General features: G+C 50.7%; 13 protein-coding genes. 7 read left to right on the forward strand and 6 right to left on the reverse strand.

All coding sequences use genetic code 11. From position 1 onward, the window contains the following. Positions 1–372, forward strand: a 372-nt coding sequence (tnpA, locus tag J4650_RS12695; protein WP_149385309.1) for an IS200/IS605-like element IS200F family transposase, incomplete at its 5' end; no start/stop codon positions are given. 412 nt (positions 373–784) lie between these two features. Here tnpA and iolT2 read toward each other — a convergent pair. After that, positions 785–2,221: a myo-inositol import MFS transporter IolT2 gene (gene iolT2, locus J4650_RS12700; RefSeq protein ID WP_023993516.1), complete on the reverse strand. Its 1,437-nt coding sequence runs from the start codon at positions 2,219–2,221 to the stop codon at positions 785–787. 36 nt (positions 2,222–2,257) lie between these two features. Between iolT2 and J4650_RS12705 the strand changes: the two genes are divergently transcribed. After that, positions 2,258–2,452, forward strand: coding sequence for a hypothetical protein (locus J4650_RS12705; protein ID WP_023994381.1), 195 nt, complete (start codon positions 2,258–2,260; stop codon positions 2,450–2,452). A 227-nt stretch (positions 2,453–2,679) separates the two neighbouring features. Continuing rightward, positions 2,680–4,113 carry a myo-inositol import MFS transporter IolT1 gene (gene iolT1, locus J4650_RS12710; RefSeq protein WP_000107709.1) on the forward strand — a complete coding sequence of 478 codons (1,434 nt, stop codon included), beginning with the start codon at positions 2,680–2,682 and terminating at the stop codon, positions 4,111–4,113. A gap of 50 nt (positions 4,114–4,163) precedes the next feature. Here the strand turns inward: iolT1 and iolR are convergent, their stop codons facing one another. Next, positions 4,164–4,997 carry a myo-inositol utilization transcriptional regulator IolR gene (gene iolR / locus J4650_RS12715; RefSeq protein ID WP_000033840.1) on the reverse strand — a complete coding sequence of 278 codons (834 nt, stop codon included), beginning with the start codon at positions 4,995–4,997 and terminating at the stop codon, positions 4,164–4,166. A 492-nt stretch (positions 4,998–5,489) separates the two neighbouring features. Next, positions 5,490–6,869, reverse strand: a complete 1,380-nt coding sequence (mpl, locus tag J4650_RS12720; protein WP_021001075.1) for a UDP-N-acetylmuramate:L-alanyl-gamma-D-glutamyl-meso-diaminopimelate ligase — start codon at positions 6,867–6,869, stop codon at positions 5,490–5,492. A gap of 174 nt (positions 6,870–7,043) precedes the next feature. Here mpl and fbp point away from each other — a divergent pair, with 174 nt between their 5' ends. From fbp to J4650_RS12740, 4 genes are all read left to right on the forward strand, one after another. After that, positions 7,044–8,042 carry a class 1 fructose-bisphosphatase gene (fbp, locus tag J4650_RS12725; RefSeq protein WP_000853764.1) on the forward strand — a complete coding sequence of 333 codons (999 nt, stop codon included), beginning with the start codon at positions 7,044–7,046 and terminating at the stop codon, positions 8,040–8,042. Positions 8,043–8,268: 226 nt separating this feature from the next. Continuing rightward, positions 8,269–8,799, forward strand: coding sequence for an inorganic diphosphatase (gene ppa / locus J4650_RS12730; protein ID WP_000055079.1), 531 nt, complete (start codon positions 8,269–8,271; stop codon positions 8,797–8,799). Between the two features lie 409 nt (positions 8,800–9,208). Further along, positions 9,209–10,372 (forward strand): metallo-dependent hydrolase, encoded by a 1,164-nt coding sequence (locus J4650_RS12735; RefSeq protein WP_000977207.1) that lies wholly within the window; start codon positions 9,209–9,211, stop codon positions 10,370–10,372. Continuing rightward, positions 10,369–11,577, forward strand: coding sequence for an MFS transporter (locus J4650_RS12740; protein ID WP_000203132.1), 1,209 nt, complete (start codon positions 10,369–10,371; stop codon positions 11,575–11,577). The genes J4650_RS12735 and J4650_RS12740 overlap by 4 nt, the downstream gene beginning before the upstream one ends. 54 nt (positions 11,578–11,631) lie before the next feature. Here J4650_RS12740 and J4650_RS12745 read toward each other — a convergent pair whose 3' ends face one another. The 3 genes from J4650_RS12745 to tamA are packed head-to-tail and all read right to left on the reverse strand — an operon-like array spanning position 11,632 to position 17,488. Next, positions 11,632–11,976: a gamma-glutamylcyclotransferase gene (locus tag J4650_RS12745; RefSeq protein WP_001219167.1), complete on the reverse strand. Its 345-nt coding sequence runs from the start codon at positions 11,974–11,976 to the stop codon at positions 11,632–11,634. 2 nt (positions 11,977–11,978) lie between these two features. Beyond that, positions 11,979–15,758: an autotransporter assembly complex protein TamB gene (gene tamB, locus J4650_RS12750; RefSeq protein ID WP_023993517.1), complete on the reverse strand. Its 3,780-nt coding sequence runs from the start codon at positions 15,756–15,758 to the stop codon at positions 11,979–11,981. Then, positions 15,755–17,488 carry an autotransporter assembly complex protein TamA gene (gene tamA / locus J4650_RS12755; RefSeq protein ID WP_001120237.1) on the reverse strand — a complete coding sequence of 578 codons (1,734 nt, stop codon included), beginning with the start codon at positions 17,486–17,488 and terminating at the stop codon, positions 15,755–15,757. The genes tamB and tamA overlap by 4 nt, the downstream gene beginning before the upstream one ends. Between the last annotated feature and the right edge of the window lie 46 nt (positions 17,489–17,534).

Consider the following 17,534-nt stretch of genomic DNA (forward strand, 5'->3'; position numbering starts at 1 on the left):
TATGGAGAGAAGCGTAGGGCAGTAGGCAGCATATTAAGAAAATTGTGTGAATGGAAAAACGTACGAATTCTGGAAGCGGAATGTTGTGCAGATCATATTCACATGCTTCTGGAGATCCCGCCGAAGATGAGTGTGTCGAGCTTCATGGGATATCTGAAGGGTAAAAGTAGTCTGATGCTTTACGAGCAGTTTGGGGATCTAAAATTCAAATACAGGAACAGGGAGTTCTGGTGCAGAGGGTACTATGTCGATACGGTGGGTAAGATCACGGCGAAGATACAGGACTACATAAAGCACCAGCTTGAAGAGGATAAAATGGGTGAGCAACTATCGATCCCTTATCCGGGCAGCCCGTTTACGGGCCGTAAGTAACGAAGTTTGATGCAAATGTCAGATCGTATGCGCCTGTTAGGGCGCGGCTGGTAAGAGAGCCTTACAGGCGCATCTGAAAAACCTCCGGCTATGCCGGAGGATATTTATTTATTCAACTCTGCACCACACACGCTCATAAGATCGCTATCCACCTTCTCTTAAATTATTTCCCTGTTTTGTATATAGCGTATTTACGGCACGGCCCCCACCAGGAATACGCAATAAAATAATGATGCAGAAGAAGACTTACCCTATTTGCCGATATTATTATGGATCAATTAGTTACGTAGAGGTGGTAAACACTGGGGAGGCTTCAACAGGGTATATCCTGTGCGCACTCGCTGGAGGGAGTAAAGGTTGTGTAACCAGCGGAGAATATCTCTGGATATTCTCCGCTAATATTGGAGAGGTATCAGGCTATTACATCGCGACGTTTCCCCTGAATTTCACGCAGCTTGTTCTCGGCCAGCCGTTCAATTTCTGTTAGCGGCACCCCTTTTGTTTCCGGCACATAACGAGAAATAAAGACATAGCAGACCAAATTAAAGACGACAAAAATCCACATCGAAAAAGCGCCGCCGAAGGTCTCCTGCAGCCAGGCGTTATCATTTATGACCGGGAACAACAGTGAGATGAGGAAGTTGGCTATCCACATCAGGCTCACCGCCAGCCCCATCCCAAAACCTTTTATCTTTTCAGGGAAAACCTCAGAAATCAGTACCCATGCGCCAACGCTCCAGCTGACGGCAAACAGCAGCATAAAAAACAGGATGCCAAAGATGGTAATGTAGCCTGTATCGTGGGTGTACAAACCGTATGACGCGATCAACAGGCCGACAATTGAGCCGATGGTACCAATTTTCATAATCGGTATACGGCCATAGCGGTCGAACAGGATCATGCCGATAAAACTGCCCACCACATTACATACCGCGATAAAAATGGTCTGGAACATAACCACTTCGGTACTGCTGTTCTGCAACACCAGCGGCGCATAATAGTTCATTACGTTAACGCCTGTGAACTGTTGCAAAACGGCGATACAGCATCCAACCAACAGAATATAGCGGAGCACCGGCGAGCTTTTCAGGTTGGTGCGTTCTCCCCCGGCGACGTTGTCCTGTGGACGTACGGTTTCTTTCATGCTGTCAAAAATAGCGGCCACATCTGTGGCCGTTAATCCACTGTAGATCCGGGTAAGCACCTTTATCGAACGAGCTTCGCTGCGGTTGTTACGGGCGCACCATGCCGGTGATTCGGGTAGGAAAAGCGTAATCGCTAACATCGCAATGGAGGGTACCACTTGGGCAAAAAGCATAGACTTCCAGCCCTGGGAAACCAACACATCAGCAGGCATTCCTTTTGCTATCAGATAGTTGACTATAAACACGATAACCTGGCCAGATACCACGGAGATATTGTAAATGCCCAGCGCTTTGCCGCGAATTTCAGCAGGCGCCAGTTCAGACATATACATGGTGGATGCCGTTCCGGCCATCCCAACCGCAAAACCACACACAATGCGGGAAAGGGAGAAGATCATGAACGATTCACTCATCGCCGCCCCTAAGGAAGAAGCGATAAAAATGATCGCAATGATCAGAAGCGCAGGTTTACGCCCCAGTTTATCGGCAATTTTTCCACCGACCAGCGCGCCGATGATACAACCAATCACGATACTGGAAACGGCCCATCCGGTCTCGGTTGGCGTCAGTTGGTAATACTGCTGTAAAGGCAATACCACCCCGGTAATCACCGCCGTTGAATAACCAAACATCAATCCAGCCAGCGCCGCAATACAACACAGGACGTACACATAGGCCGAATTGTACTTACTTCTCTGAGACATAATCCCTCCCTTGCCTGTTGAGGAAACAACACACCAATGAAATTTTTCATTTTATTTTTGCATTCATTAGAAGAAAAATTCCATGCAAAAGATCACGAAATAGAGATGTTCCAGGAAAGAACAAAAAGTACGGCCCCTGACAAATTGAATTCAGGCACTGTCACGAAAGCAATAAAATCAAGTAAATTCACCAAGATAGAGGATGGCACTGCGCAAAACGCAGCATCTTAACGATAAAAAACGCCAGGATTATGAAATTCGAAATGTGATACCCATAACAAAACATAAGTTTCATTATTGATCGTTTTGAAATTAAAACATAGGTTGTGAAACGAGAGTTCTCAATAGCTATAAGATCGTCGGCAGAGCTACGGCAATGACCGACATAAGATGAATTTGTCTATTTGTTCACTAAATTCAAACAGATAGATGAAGTTTATTCTGGAGATAATCTACCTATGTCCACATCAGATAGTTGTTATAATACGGGTTACATATTACGCATCTGCGCGATTGCCGCACTGGGCGGAATATTATTTGGCTACGATACTGCTGTTATTTCAGGTGCGATTGGTTCACTGACCAGCTACTTTCATCTATCTCCTGCTGAGACCGGCTGGGCGGTTTCCTGCGTTGTGGTGGGGTGCGTTATTGGTTCGTTTAGCGCCGGATATTTATCCAAACGTTTTGGACGCAAGAAATCATTGATGGTTTCAGCGCTGTTATTCACTATTTCCGCAGTGGGCACCTCCCTCTCCTACACGTTCACCCATTTTGTGATTTATCGCATTATCGGTGGACTGGCAGTCGGCCTGGCGGCAACAGTATCACCGATGTATATGTCTGAAGTCTCACCGAAAAACATGCGCGGCAGAGCATTAAGTATGCAGCAGTTCGCTATCGTTTTCGGTCAGATTCTGATCTTCTACGTTAACTACAAAATAGCATCGATTGCAGCGGATACCTGGCTCATTGAACTTGGCTGGCGCTATATGTTTGCTGCGGGTATTATTCCCTGCATTTTGTTCTGTATTTTAGTCTTTTTAATCCCGGAATCTCCCCGCTGGATGATGATGATTGGTCGCGAGGAGGAGACGCTAAAAATACTGACCAAAATATCCAACGAAGAACATGCCAGACATCTTCTTGCCGATATAAAAACCTCACTGCAAAATGACCAACTAAACGCCCATCAAAAACTCAATTACCGCGACGGGAACGTGCGTTTCATCCTGATTCTGGGCTGCATGATCGCTATGCTGCAACAGGTAACAGGGGTTAACGTCATGATGTATTACGCGCCAATCGTCCTTAAGGATGTGACCGGTAGCGCCCAGGAGGCCCTGTTCCAGACAATCTGGATCGGCGTGATTCAGCTTATCGGTTCCATTATTGGCGCAATGATTATGGATAAGATGGGGCGTTTGTCGCTGATGCGTAAAGGCACTATTGGCAGCATCATCGGCTTGTTGCTCACTTCATGGGCGCTGTACAGCCAGGCAACCGGTTATTTCGCGCTATTTGGTATGCTGTTCTTTATGATTTTCTACGCGCTTTCCTGGGGCGTGGGCGCATGGGTGCTTATTTCTGAAATATTCCCTAACCGGATGAGGTCGCAGGGAATGAGTATTTCGGTCGGATTTATGTGGATGGCAAACTTTTTAGTTTCGCAATTCTTCCCGATGATTAATGAAAACCCGTATTTACTTTCGCATTTCCACGGCGCATTTCCAATGTGGATATTCGCCATCTGCTGCATCTTCAGTTACTTCTTTATCTGCCGTTACCTGCCGGAAACAAAAGGCATTTCGCTGGAGAAAATGGAGAGCGTAGTGTTAGCAAAACGCAGGAAAAAACTGCAGCCAATTCAAACCGAACGTTATTCTGATTAAGTTTCACCACAATGCCGATGATCGCTAAATACGATCATCGGCTTGTTTTTTTACTCCGTCGCCAGCGCCAGTGAAACCGCTAACGTTTGCGCCAGACACATGGACGCGACCTGAGAACGGAAACCATCGACCTGCGCTTCACGTACCACAAAACAGACTTCACTGAACGCTGCCAGCGGGCTAACCTGGCTATCGGTTATCGCAATATGGTGCGCACCGCGTTTCGCGCCAAGCTCGACTAATTCCACCACTTCCTGCGCGTAAGGCGAGTAGCTGATGGCAATAACAACATCGTCGGGGCTGACCATACTTAGCTGTTCAGAGAACATTCCGCCAATACCGTCAATTAAAAATGCCCGTCTCTCCAGATGACGCAATGCGTAGGTTAAATAACTGGCCACGCTAAACGAACGACGTAATCCAATCACATAAATATTGTCGGCTTTCGCTAACAGATTTACCGCCGCATCCAACTGCTCATTTTTAATCTGCACCGGTAATTGTTGTAATACCTGTGCATTCACCATTGAAAATAGCTTCAGAATTTCACCCGGCTTTTCCGGGGTAGGTTCCCCTTCATCCGCATTTTTCTGTCTGAACAGACGCGCCCGCTCGGTATAGCTTACTGTTTCCTCCATCAGGTGCTGGCGAAATACCTGTTTCATTTCATTAAATCCGCTAAAACCAAACGCATTAGCAAAACGAATCAGTGTCGAAGGGGGAACATCGGCATGTTGCGCGATGGAAGCGACCGTGTCAAAAGCAACGCTATTACTGTTATCCAGAATATACTGAGCAACTTGTTTAAGACGTTTGCTAAGGCTGTCATAGCGACTGCGGATATCATCCTGCAGTAAAGAAAGTTGAGTTTGATGTTTAGACATGCATGATACTCTAATAGAACGAAAATTTCGTAAATAACCATATTAGCACAAATGAACTGAACATACAGTTAACAACATTCAAATTGCGCTGTGGTTACCTTCAGTACAGAATTTGCTGGCGGGCTGGGTTCTGAGCAATCTGAATCTGACCGCATAAATGCGACAGGATCAGCATTGTTATGACTGGACGATGCCCGCAGCCAGGCGGCATCGCAAACGTTGAAAGGCAGAAGATGACGTTTATAAATCACGAAACCTTCATCTGTTATTGCGAACTGGCTCTTTTCGTCCCGCATACGGCAACCGGCGGAACACTCTTAGTGTATTACACTGATTACTTTAAGGATATGCGTCTACTCTTTTTCAATACTGAGCGGCAAATGATTTTTTCAGTATTGCTTTAACGTCTCCCGGCGAGCGGAATGCGCTTTCGATGGCAAGATGCCCCCATATAAAACAGCCAGCCACAAAGCTGGCTGACCGCATAGTCATTTAATACGCTGTTACGTTCTGAGCTTTTTTCGCCAGCCCATCCAGCAATTTCTGATGGATGCCGCCGAAACCGCCGTTGCTCATCACCAGGATGTGATCGCCAGGCTGTGCGGTTTTCACCACCATATCCGCCAGCGTATCGACATCGCCACTCCAGTGAGCAGGCTGTACGCAGGCTTCGGCGACTTCCGCCACTTGCCACGGAATATGCGGCGGCTGCAGCAGGAACACTTCATCCGCACGCCCTAACGACGGTGCCAGGTCATCCTTGCATAACCCCATCTTCATCGTGTTAGAACGCGGCTCCAGCACTGCGATAATGCGCGCGGTGCCGCCCACTTTACCGCGCAACGCCGCCAGCGTGGCCAGAATTGCCGTCGGATGGTGAGCAAAATCGTCATACACCGTCACGCCGTTCGCTTCACCGCGCAGTTCCAGACGGCGGCGGGCGTTAATAAATGACCCCAGCGCGCTGGCCGCTTCTGCGGGCGCGACGCCCACGTGGCGCGCGGCGGCAATCGCCATCAGACCGTTGTGCATGTTATGTTCGCCGACCAGGCCCCATTTCACATCGCCGACTTTTTCGCCGTCCAGCCACACTTCCCACTCGGAAGCATCCGTAGTCAGCTTCTTCGCCTGCCAGTGTCCCTGCTCGCCCACCAGCTCTTGCTCGCTCCAGCAGCCCAGCGCCATGGTCTGTTTCAGGTTGATGTCGTTTTCCGGCCAGATGATGCGCCCCTGCCCCGGCACGATGCGCACCAGATGGTGGAACTGCTTCTGGATCGCTTTCAGATCGTCGAAGATGTCGGCATGATCAAACTCAAGGTTGTTGAGGATCAGCGTCCGCGGGCAGTAATGCACAAATTTAGAACGTTTATCAAAGAACGCGCAGTCGTACTCATCCGCTTCGATAACAAAGAACGGGCTCTCGCCCAGGCGCGCGGAAACCTCAAAGTTGCCCGGTACGCCGCCGATCACGAAGCCCGGTTTGTACCCGCACGCTTCCAGTATCCAGGTCGCCATGCCTGCGGTCGTGGTTTTGCCGTGGGTACCGGCGACCGCCAGTACCCAGCGGTCGCGCAACACAAAGTCGTGCAGCCACTGTGGACCAGACATAAAGGGAATGTTTTTTTCCAGCACCGCTTCCACGCACGGATTCCCGCGCGTCATCGCATTGCCGATAATCACCAGATCCGGCTGCGGATCGAGCTGGCTGGCGTCATAACCCTGGATCAGATCAATGCCTTGCTTCTCAAGTAAGGTACTCATCGGCGGATACACATTGGCGTCCGAACCCGTTACTTCATGACCAAGCGAGCGAGCCAGCATCGCCAGCCCCCCCATGAAAGTGCCACAAATTCCCAAAATATGAATGCGCATACGTCACTATCCTTTTTTTATCTGCGAGCCATTTTACGCACATGTCTGGCAAGTGAGAAACGCATTTCAGGTAAATCTGTACTTTGCTGGCGCGATTCACCTGAGCGCATCATCTGAAATGTTTGTTAAGATTGTTACGGTCGCTTTACTCCAATCAATTGCAGGGAAAGTGTTATGAAAACGTTAGGTGAATTTATTGTCGAAAAGCAGCACGAGTTCTCTCAGGCTACCGGTGAGCTCACTGCTTTGCTGTCGGCAATAAAATTGGGCGCCAAGATCATCCACCGCGATATCAACAAGGCCGGTCTGGTCGATATCCTGGGTGCCAGCGGTGCTGAGAACGTACAGGGCGAGGTTCAGCAGAAACTCGATCTGTTCGCGAACGAGAAACTGAAAGCTGCACTAAAAGCGCGCGATATTGTAGCGGGCATCGCATCGGAAGAAGAGGACGAAATCGTCGTCTTTGAAGGCTGTGAACACGCGAAATATGTGGTGCTGATGGACCCTCTGGATGGCTCTTCTAACATCGACGTTAACGTCTCTGTCGGTACGATTTTCTCGATTTATCGCCGCGTGACGCCCGTCGGCACGCCGGTCACCGAAGAAGATTTCCTGCAACCCGGCAACAAACAGGTCGCTGCGGGATATGTCGTGTATGGCTCGTCCACCATGCTGGTTTACACCACCGGCTGCGGCGTACACGCTTTCACCTACGATCCGTCGTTGGGCGTGTTCTGTCTGTGCCAGGAACGTATGCGTTTCCCGGAAAAGGGTAAAACCTACTCCATTAACGAAGGCAACTACATTAAATTCCCGAATGGCGTGAAGAAGTACATCAAATTCTGCCAGGAAGAGGATAGTTCAACAAGTCGCCCTTATACCTCACGTTACATTGGCTCTCTGGTGGCCGATTTCCACCGCAACCTGCTGAAAGGCGGCATCTATCTCTACCCCAGCACCGCCAGCCATCCGCAGGGGAAACTGCGTCTGCTGTATGAATGCAACCCGATGGCGTTTCTCGCGGAACAGGCCGGCGGCAAAGCAAGCGATGGTAAAGAACGTATTCTGGATATCATTCCGGAAAGCCTGCACCAGCGCCGCTCGTTCTTCGTCGGCAACCGCCATATGGTTGACGATGTGGAACGCTTTATCCGCGAATACCCGGACGCGTAATCTTTACCACCATGCGGAATAACGCATGAAGCCGCCATTGGGCAATAACATGTCCGATGGCGGCGTTGCCTTATCAGGCCCGTGATTTTTTCGGTTCTTAACCTTTGGCGTTCATGCTCCGCAACGACGCGCCAGATGAGGCGGAAACGAAAACAAGCGAAGACTTTCGGCGTGAGTTGGCTATAATACTCGCCACTTGTTTGTCATAAATTCAAAGGAAACAGACATGAGCTTACTCAACGTCCCGGCGGGTAAAGAACTGCCGGAAGATATCTACGTCGTTATCGAGATCCCGGCTAACGCAGATCCGATCAAATACGAAGTTGACAAAGAGAGCGGCGCGCTGTTCGTTGACCGCTTCATGTCCACCGCGATGTTCTATCCGTGCAACTACGGTTACATCAACCATACCCTGTCTCTGGACGGCGACCCGGTAGACGTTCTGGTCCCGACGCCGTACCCGCTGCAGCCAGGCGCCGTCATCCGTTGCCGTCCGGTTGGCGTACTGAAAATGACCGACGAATCCGGTGAAGATGCGAAACTGGTTGCCGTACCGCACACCAAACTGAGCAAAGAGTACGATCACATTAAAGATGTGAACGATCTGCCGGAACTGCTGAAAGCGCAGATCACTCATTTCTTCGAGCATTATAAAGATCTCGAAAAAGGCAAATGGGTGAAAGTTGACGGTTGGGACAACGCCGAAGCGGCTAAAGCGGAAATCGTTGCCTCCTTCGAGCGCGCAGCGAAGAAATAAGTTCGCTTTTACATAAGCGTCAAGATAAAGGCTCTCATAGTAATGAGGGCCTTTTTATTGGCTAATGAATAGAGCACAATTTTTATCATTATTAGTTTAACATTCACGGAATGAATAAGACTTTACCTGATTTTTTATTAAAAAGGGTTGAATACACTCACGCTTTCTCTAAAAAGCTTAAGATAATAATTTTTTTGTGAATTCCCGCAGACTCCCATGGACTTACGCCCTAAATATTAGCAAGCGCCAAATTCTTATTTAGTGCATAAGCCCGATTACCTTTTTAATAAGGTATCCTAAGCTCTCCCTACCAATAACCGTATTTTTAATCCAACATAACATCCGCTCAAAACACACTTTTTAATATATTTTTAAGGGCTGCCATAATTATTTACTACTTTAAGAGATTATGATGAAAAATGATATATTAATTACCGGTGGACATATCATCGATCCCGCTCGTAATATTAATGAGATTAACAATTTACGCATCATTAACGATATTATCGTTGATGCCGATAAATATCCTGTAACTTCGGAGACCCGGATTATCCATGCCGACGGCATGATCGTCACTCCCGGTCTTATCGATTATCACGCGCATGTTTTTTATGACGCGACGGAAGGCGGCGTCAGGCCTGATATGTACATGCCGCCGAATGGCGTCACCACCGTCGTGGATGCAGGTTCTGCCGGTACGGCAAACTTTGATGCCTTCTACCGAACGGTGATTTGCGCCAGCAAAGTTCGAATCAAAGCGTTTCTGACCGTGTCGCCGCCGGGCCAAACCTGGTCACAAGAAAATTATGATCCTGACAATATTGATGAAAATAAGATCCACGCGCTGTTTCGCCAGTATCGCAACGTTCTTCAGGGATTAAAACTCAAGGTTCAGACTGAGGACATTGCTGAATATGGCTTAAAACCGCTGACTGAATCCCTTCGTATTGCCAACGATTTAAGGTGCCCCGTGGCAATACACTCGACTCATCCCGTCGTTCCCATGAAAGAACTTGTCTCCTTGCTACGCCGCGGCGATATTATCGCTCATGCGTTTCACGGCAAAGGTAGCACCATTCTTACTGATGAAGGCGCTGTCTTAGCCGAAGTCCGTCAGGCAAGGGAAAGAGGCGTTATATTTGATGCCGCCAATGGTCGCAGCCATTTTTCAATGAACACGGCACGCCGGGCCATCGCCAATGGCTTTCTTCCGGATATCATCAGTAGCGATCTCTCAACCATCACTAAACTCGCCTGGCCTGTTTACGCCTTACCATGGATTTTATCGAAATATTTAGCACTCGGCGTCGCGCTTACCGATGTCATTAACGCCTGTACCCATACCCCAGCAGTTTTATTGGGCATGGCAGCAGAAATTGGTACGCTGGCCCCTGGGGCATTTGCCGATATCGCCATCTTTAAATTAAAAAACAGGCATGTTGAATTTGCCGATATTCATGGTGAAACGCTCACGGGGACGCATGTGCTGGTACCACAAATGACCATAAAATCCGGTGAGATATTATTTCGTCAAATTGATTTTGGCGCGCGGCCAAACGGAGTTGAAAAATGACCTCAATGCAAAAATGGCTACGGATCGGCGCGACATTAATGTTCGGCCTTTTTGTTGCTTATCTTGACCGTTCTAATCTTTCCGTTACGTTACCTACGATTACACACGACCTGAATATTGATGGCGCAACGGCCAGCATTGTATTAACCATATTTCTTATTGGCTATGCCTTTTCAAATATTTTTGGTGGCGTATTTACCCAGCGATACGATCCGAAAAAAATAGTCATTCTGATGGTGCTAATCTGGTCGATTGCGACCGTTTTTGTCGGATTTACCTCGTCAGTGTACGTTATTTTGATTTGTCGGCTGGTGCTTGGCATTACCGAAGGCATTTATTGGCCGCAGCAGTCCCGCTTCGCCAGCGACTGGTTTTCAGACAAAGAACGGACGCAGGCGAACAGCATTATCCAGTATTATGGACAGTTCCTGGCATTAGGCCTGGGATTTATGATTTTGTCCCCGCTGGATGCTGCCTTCGGTTGGCGAAATGTTTTTATTATCACTGGTGTGATCGGCATTGTTGTTGTGGTTCCACTTTATATAACAATGCTGAAAAAACAGGAAGAAGCGCCTTATTATCGTGCACCGGCGCCAACAGAGAAAACTAAACTTACCCTGGAATCGCTGGGCGGAACCCCCTTCCTACTCCTTATTTTTACCTACATCACTCAAGGGATGTTGTTCTGGGGAATTACGTTATGGATCCCCATGGTTGTCAATTCTCTCGGCTATACCGGATTCAGTAAAGCATTGGTCAGTTCTCTGCCTTATCTGACTGCGGTTATACTGGCAATCCCTATCTCATGGATCAGTGATAAGACACAAAAGCGTGTACTTATTGCTTCACTGGGCCTACTAATCCCCGGCGTGATGTTATTTCTCCTGCCATTTGTCGATGCGCCGGGCTTTAAAATCACGCTCATTACCCTGGCGATGGGTTATTATGCCGCCAGCTTTACCCCCAATATCTGGTCGATTATCCAGTCGAACGTTAAACCCCATGCGATTGGCCCAGCCTCCGGTATTATTAATGGCATCGGCGCCGGCGGCGGCGGTACGCTGGCAGGCCTTATGGTCGGCTATTTTTACCGGACAACCGGCAGCTATATGCAGGGATTTATGGTTCTCGGATGCATTGTTATCCTGGGCGGCGCGTCATTATTGATCTACGGCAGAATAAGAGCTCATCGTGCCCGGCGCTAGCGCCATCAGCCAGAATGTAAAAAAACAACGCCACCCGAGGGTGGCGTGTTCAGTTCAGGGCTGGTTTCTGTCTAACCAGTCACCGCTTTCAATCAGAGTTAACCCATCAACAGGACGTTGATATACATACATCCATGCGCTGCCGTAAGGCGTCTGGATTAACTGGCGTGCGTATTCACCGCCCCTGGTGCGCAAAGCATCAAGTTCGGCCAGCGTGGCGTTATCAATTCGATAAACTTCACCGTATACCGCTCCGTTTCCCGGAACTGCGCCTGGATAGTGGCCCAGACTATACAACTGGTAGTTATCGATACGGTAATCGCCAAGCAATTGGGCATTGGTCATCCAGTGACTGTTGCCTTGTTTCTGTCGTAAACTGCCATAGACAAATATTCGCATTGCTAAAACTCAAACTGATAGAGCAAATCAAGTGCCTGATCTACGCCAGACACTGCTTCCAGATATAGCTTAGGCATCAGGCGATAACGTAACGTGAGCGTCGCCAGAGAGTCAAATATCCCTACACCATACTTCACCTGTAGACCCGGCAGTACATAGCCGCTGACCACAACCTGGGACGAATCGCCCACCCCTTGCGTGTCCAGCGCCAGATTACTTACACCGAATGTCTCTCCGATTTTACCCACAACCTGACCACTTTGCGCAACCCCCAGGCCAATAAGCATGGAAGTCATTGCTGCGCTATCACTCTGATTGCTGTCCAACCCCTGCCCACGCAGCAGATAAGAAAGCGCTTCAGCCTGCGGCATCGCCGGATCGGAGAAGATTTCCGCTTTGGGTTCATCAGCAGTGCCTGTGACGCGCACGCCCGCAATGACATCGTCTTCGGTGGCGTCAGGGTTACGGATCGCTTCGATATTGAGCAGCGGCTGATCCGGCGGGCCGGAGAACAGCAGCTCGCCTTTACGGACAAGCAGGTCCTGGCCGTAGGCGCGGAATCGGCCGTCAGGAATATTGATTTGACCATTCAGCCCTAGTCCCTGCTTATCCTGCGCGACTTTCAAATCGCCGGTCAAACGCGCTTTAAGCCCGAAGGCGTCGATACGCACGTTGTTGCCGACGTGGACCGTCAGATTACTGTTGATGGGAATAGACGCTGTCTGCGGCGTTTCCGGTTGCAGGTCATTATTGAGCATAACCACATCGCTGGAGACGCCGACCGCGCTCTCCGGCAGGTCGTGCACCACAATTCGCGCCCACGGAACGTCCACACGTCCATCCAACGTGAACAGCGAAGGCGTCGCGTCGAAGACTACATCCGGCGAAACATCCAGGCGCACCATCGGCGGAACGGTAATCCGCACCCGGCTGCCTTTCGCCGTCACCCGCGCGCGCCAGTTGTCAATCTGACTCCAGTCGGCGTTGCCGTTCAGGTTAATTTGCCCTTGTTGTGTTCGCACGATACCGGCGAGCGTCGAACGCGTACCGCTAAAGTTCATGGTGAGCTGGCTCGGCTGCATCTCAAACGGCATAAAGTTACCGTCAATATCCAGCGCGCTAAGCTGCAACTGACCAAACAACTGCGGGCTTTGCACATCGCCGCCCAGACGTAGCCTGGCGTTTAACATTCCCGCCGCTTTTTCGCCGCGCGAAAAGACAGGGTTGACCATCGCCAGATTGAGATTGCGCATGTTGACGTTACCGCCGAGATTGCGCCGCCCCTGAGGATCGGTTACCTGCACCTGGCCATCGAATTGACCATTGTTCGTCAGGCGAATCAGCCATCCCAGCTCGGCGCGATTATTGTGCAGATCGGCGCTGAGGTTCAGCGTCTCAAACGCGACCGGTAACGGCGCGTCATTGACGGTCTGCGTGACCTTCACATTACGACCGGAAAGCGTGACCCTCCCCTGCGGCAATCCCTCCTGGGTGGTGTCCCACGACACATCCGCTTTCCCGCTAAAGATCCCACTGGCCTGAGTGGTATCAGGCATAAATGGCTTCAGCATCGCCAGATCAAAGCGGTTGAGATTGACCACCGCCCGTCCTGCGGCGCCCGCATCAATGGTTTGCGGGATGCACAGCTCGGCGTTCGGGTTCAGCCAACAATGTGGCCCGATACTGATTTTCTGTTCTTTATTACGGTAGTCCAGCGCAATCGCGCGGGTCAACGACCATGGCCCCACTGGCGTCTGGAAACGGGTGTCGCTTAACGTCCCTTTCCAGCGCGCCGCCTCGCGATCAAAACTGCCTGTCAGGGAGAGTTGACCGGATACCGGTTCTCCCTGAACACGGAGCTGTAGCTGATGCTGCTTCTCGCTGCCTTTGGCGTCAAGCGTCACCAGATTGATGTTAACGTCGGGTTGCGAAATCCGCTCTACGCGAACGTTGAGATGGCCCGCTATTTGATCGGTGGATTTAATATCGCCCTCAATGCGCGCCTGGGCGACAGATAGCTCCTGCCAGCGCAAGCCGCGGGCGGTAATATCCACCAACAGCTGCGGCGCTTCTACCGTACCGCGGACTTTAACGATTCCTTTTGCCATGCCGCCCAGTCCTGGCAGCGCATTATCCAGCCCTGGCGCATCGATGGCGGCGTCAAGATTCAGCTCCTTAACGCCAAGCTCGCCTTTTATATCGGCGCTGTTTGGGCCCAGCGCAAGGTGCAGCCCCGGGATCGTCCACTGCATGTAGCTGTTGCCCTTTAGCGTCCCGTTGACGTTAACGCTGTTCTGCTTCACATTGCCGGTCAGCTTGAGCTCCGGAACATCCATCTGCCAGGTACCGCCGTAGAGGCTGCCTTTGGTTTTCATGACGCCGTTAAGCTTCGCGGGCCAGTCCGGGATCTCTTTAGCGGTATTGATGCCATTCAGCGTCAGTTCGCCACGCCAGCTAATCGCCTGCTGCCAGTCCACCAGCGCTTTCAGTTCGGTTTTTCCCTCCAGAGCGGCGATGGTGAGTTTATCGAGATTAATCTGCCGCTCATTCCCTTTAGCATCCAGCGTGATGGTCGCCGGCGGAATATCTTGTCCTTTCACGGCGGTTCGCATCGACAACGTATAGTCGGTCATCTTACCGCTCAGTTTGAGCTTCAGATCGTCAGCCTGAAACTGGGTATCACCCGTCAATGGCCAGGCAATGCGTTGGCTGACGACTTCAAGATTGAGCGGTAAACCGGCCTCCGCCAGCCGCGTCTGGGCGCGAAGCGCGACATCCATCGGCCCGGAAAGGTTCACCCCGACCTCCAGTTGTTCGCGTAACGCGCCGCCGACCTTGAGTTTTATCTTTTCACCCTTTAGCGGATCGATATTCAGCGTACTGTTGAGCGTAATATCAACCGGCCAGTTATTGGCGAGCTGCGCCGTACCGGAGGCTTTCACCGTGCCCTGGTTGGCGTCGATATCCAGAGTATCCAGCTTCATATTACCGTCGATACTGCTGACTTTAAGCAGCATCGTGCGCACCGTCAGATCGGTATCGCCGGTGATGCGTAGCTGCTCGCCGCGAAATGACTCGATATTCAGATTGAGCGGCAGGTGAACATCGGTCATCTCCGGCATTACTGGTTTTGCAAACAGATCTTTTAGCGTTTCGCCAAGCGGCTTTTCATCCGGTTGAGGTTTCTCGATTTTGGGTTCAACCACCTCTTCCTGCGCCACGTCAGCGACCTTCGGCAGCGCGATCAGCAATCCCTGAAGCCGCGTCGGTTTCAGGGTCAGGTTTTTCTCCTGCCATGCCAGCCCGGAGGTAAAATCCAGCACCGAAACGGTAGTGTCATCAATCTTGATATTGATGTTATTCAACGCCACGCGCGACAGCGTGATGGGCCAGGGCGTGGAGAGGTTCAGCGGTCCGCTTTCTTCCTCTTCTTGCGCCGGTTCGGAAGGCGGCATTTTTTTGCTGTCGATAGCGACATTAATGTCTTTTAGCGCCAGATCATTGACGCACAGGCTACTGCGCCACAGGCAATCAAGCCCGACGGCCAGATGAATTTCGCCCGCATTTACCGCAACGCCCGGCTGCTCATAGCGGATATTTTTTAACGATAAGTCCCGCCAGCCGCCGGTGACCTGCCCAATCTCCAGCCCCGGCACCCAGCGGTTCGCCGCACTGAATACCAGATGCAGCCCCGTCGTCGTCCCGACCAGAAACGCAACGCTCGCCAGTAACACCACAATGAAAATCAACACGCCGAGGCTTATTTTCTTCCATAAACTCATAATTCAGGCCCCAGACCGATATAAAACTGTAAACCGTGTTCGTCTTTGTCGCCGACCGGTACGGCAAAATCGAGTTTGACAGGCCCAACCGGCGACGCCCAGCGCACGCCGACCCCGGTCCCGGTTTTGAAATCGCTACGGCGAATATCACTCACCGCCTCGCCGCTATCGACAAACACCGCCCCCCACCATTTGCCGGTGACGTTATACTGGTACTCCAGCGATCCGGTTGCCAGTTTTGAGGCGCCTTTAAGATTGCCGTCGCTGTCTTTAGGCGAAATAGATTTGTATTTATAGCCGCGAATACTGCGGTCGCCCCCGGCGAAGAAACGTAAATCCGGCGGAACTTTGTCGAAATCACCGGTTTCTATCCAGCCCAAATTGGCGCGCATCACAAAACGGTGGCGATCGTACAAAGTCCGAATCCAGACGTTTTGCGCCTGCAGCACGGAGAAATCCACGTCGGAGCCCCAGGCCGTATTCGAATAGTCTACTGAATAGCGCTGCGAATCGCCCCAGGTTGGCATCAGTCCCCCTCGCGAGCGGGTTCGGCTGATCATCACGCCCGGGTAGAACAGCATGGTGGTATTGGTGACGTTCCCCTGGGTAAAGTGGTCGAAACTCCAGCGCAGGTTAATCGCCCGCTGCCAACCGCTGGAAAGGTCCCAGTAACGCGACACGGCAAGCGTGGTCGAGTCCTGCTCCGTATCATTCAAATCGGTACGTTTAAAACCGCCCTGTACCAGATAGTATTGCTCCAGCGGGTTTTTCAGCAGCGGCATTTTATAACTAAAATCCAGCACCTGTTCCGGCGCAGATATACTGGTGCTGGTGGTCAGGCTATGACCGTAAGAGTTCATCCACGGTTTTTTCCACGACGCTTTCACGCGCGGCCCGACGTCGGTGGAGTACCCCACCCCGGTTTCAATCGTATTTTCGGTTCGCGGCGATACCACGCCTTTTAACGGCAGAATTTTTGTTTTACGCGATTTCTCAAATTCCGGCGCCACCACGACAGAATTAAACCATCCGGTAGCGGAAAGTCGGCGGTTTAGTTCCGCCAAATCTTTCGACTCGTACTCATCGCCCTCTTTAAACGGCAACAGATTTTGTAAATATTCATCACGAATCTGCGAACCTTCGAAGGTGACAGGTCCGAAGCGATAGCGCTCACCGCTATCATAATCAATATCCCAAAACGCCTGATGACGGCCCAGAGCAATTCCCAACTGACTTTTAACGAATTCGCTGTCGAAATAGCCTTTACGTAGCGACACGCTGGTTAACGACTTCTTAAAATTGTCATAGTCTCCCTGGTTCAGCACCGTGCCGATTGCCGGACGCGTTTTCAGTAAGGCCAGATAATCTTTGTCCGTACGCGCGCCGCCGCGTAAAATGACTTCTGTACCGCCAATCAACACTGGCTGGCCAGGCGTAACCCTGGCGATTAATACCTGCCGTCCTTTCGCAGGCGGTGGAAGCAGGTCGAATTTGATAGTGGGTTCGTAATAGCCTAACGCTTTAAGCCCTTCGCGAATCGCATCATCAACTCGGGCGCGAAAGCGCCGATCCGGCGTCACCTCATCGCTCTGAATCGTAGAGAGCTGTGCGCGAACGTTTTTTTCCAGCTCTCCGGATAGCCCTTCGACTTTCAGACGAACATTTGCGGCTACCGCAGAACTGCTCAGGCACAGTAAGCTAACCCAACATAACTGACGGATATGTGGCACATTTTCTCCTGAATATCCCCTATTCCCACCCCTGGAAAAAATCACA

Origin of the sequence: Salmonella sp. 32120201201600049SM, assembly GCF_017572835.1 — a bacterium.
Classification (GTDB): Bacteria; Pseudomonadota; Gammaproteobacteria; order Enterobacterales; family Enterobacteriaceae; genus Salmonella; species Salmonella enterica.

What these genes read in the sequence shown, in the direction of transcription:
- iolT2 (WP_023993516.1), bottom strand. Translation starts at nt 2,221, where the DNA reads ATGTCTCAGAGAAGTAAGTACAATTCGGCCTATGTGTACGTCCTGTGT.
- J4650_RS12705 (WP_023994381.1), top strand. Translation starts at nt 2,258, where the DNA reads ATGAAATTTTTCATTTTATTTTTGCATTCATTAGAAGAAAAATTCCAT.
- iolT1 (WP_000107709.1), top strand. Translation starts at nt 2,680, where the DNA reads ATGTCCACATCAGATAGTTGTTATAATACGGGTTACATATTACGCATC.
- iolR (WP_000033840.1), bottom strand. Translation starts at nt 4,997, where the DNA reads ATGTCTAAACATCAAACTCAACTTTCTTTACTGCAGGATGATATCCGC.
- mpl (WP_021001075.1), bottom strand. Translation starts at nt 6,869, where the DNA reads ATGCGCATTCATATTTTGGGAATTTGTGGCACTTTCATGGGGGGGCTG.
- fbp (WP_000853764.1), top strand. Translation starts at nt 7,044, where the DNA reads ATGAAAACGTTAGGTGAATTTATTGTCGAAAAGCAGCACGAGTTCTCT.
- ppa (WP_000055079.1), top strand. Translation starts at nt 8,269, where the DNA reads ATGAGCTTACTCAACGTCCCGGCGGGTAAAGAACTGCCGGAAGATATC.
- J4650_RS12735 (WP_000977207.1), top strand. Translation starts at nt 9,209, where the DNA reads ATGATGAAAAATGATATATTAATTACCGGTGGACATATCATCGATCCC.
- J4650_RS12740 (WP_000203132.1), top strand. Translation starts at nt 10,369, where the DNA reads ATGACCTCAATGCAAAAATGGCTACGGATCGGCGCGACATTAATGTTC.
- J4650_RS12745 (WP_001219167.1), bottom strand. Translation starts at nt 11,976, where the DNA reads ATGCGAATATTTGTCTATGGCAGTTTACGACAGAAACAAGGCAACAGT.
- tamB (WP_023993517.1), bottom strand. Translation starts at nt 15,758, where the DNA reads ATGAGTTTATGGAAGAAAATAAGCCTCGGCGTGTTGATTTTCATTGTG.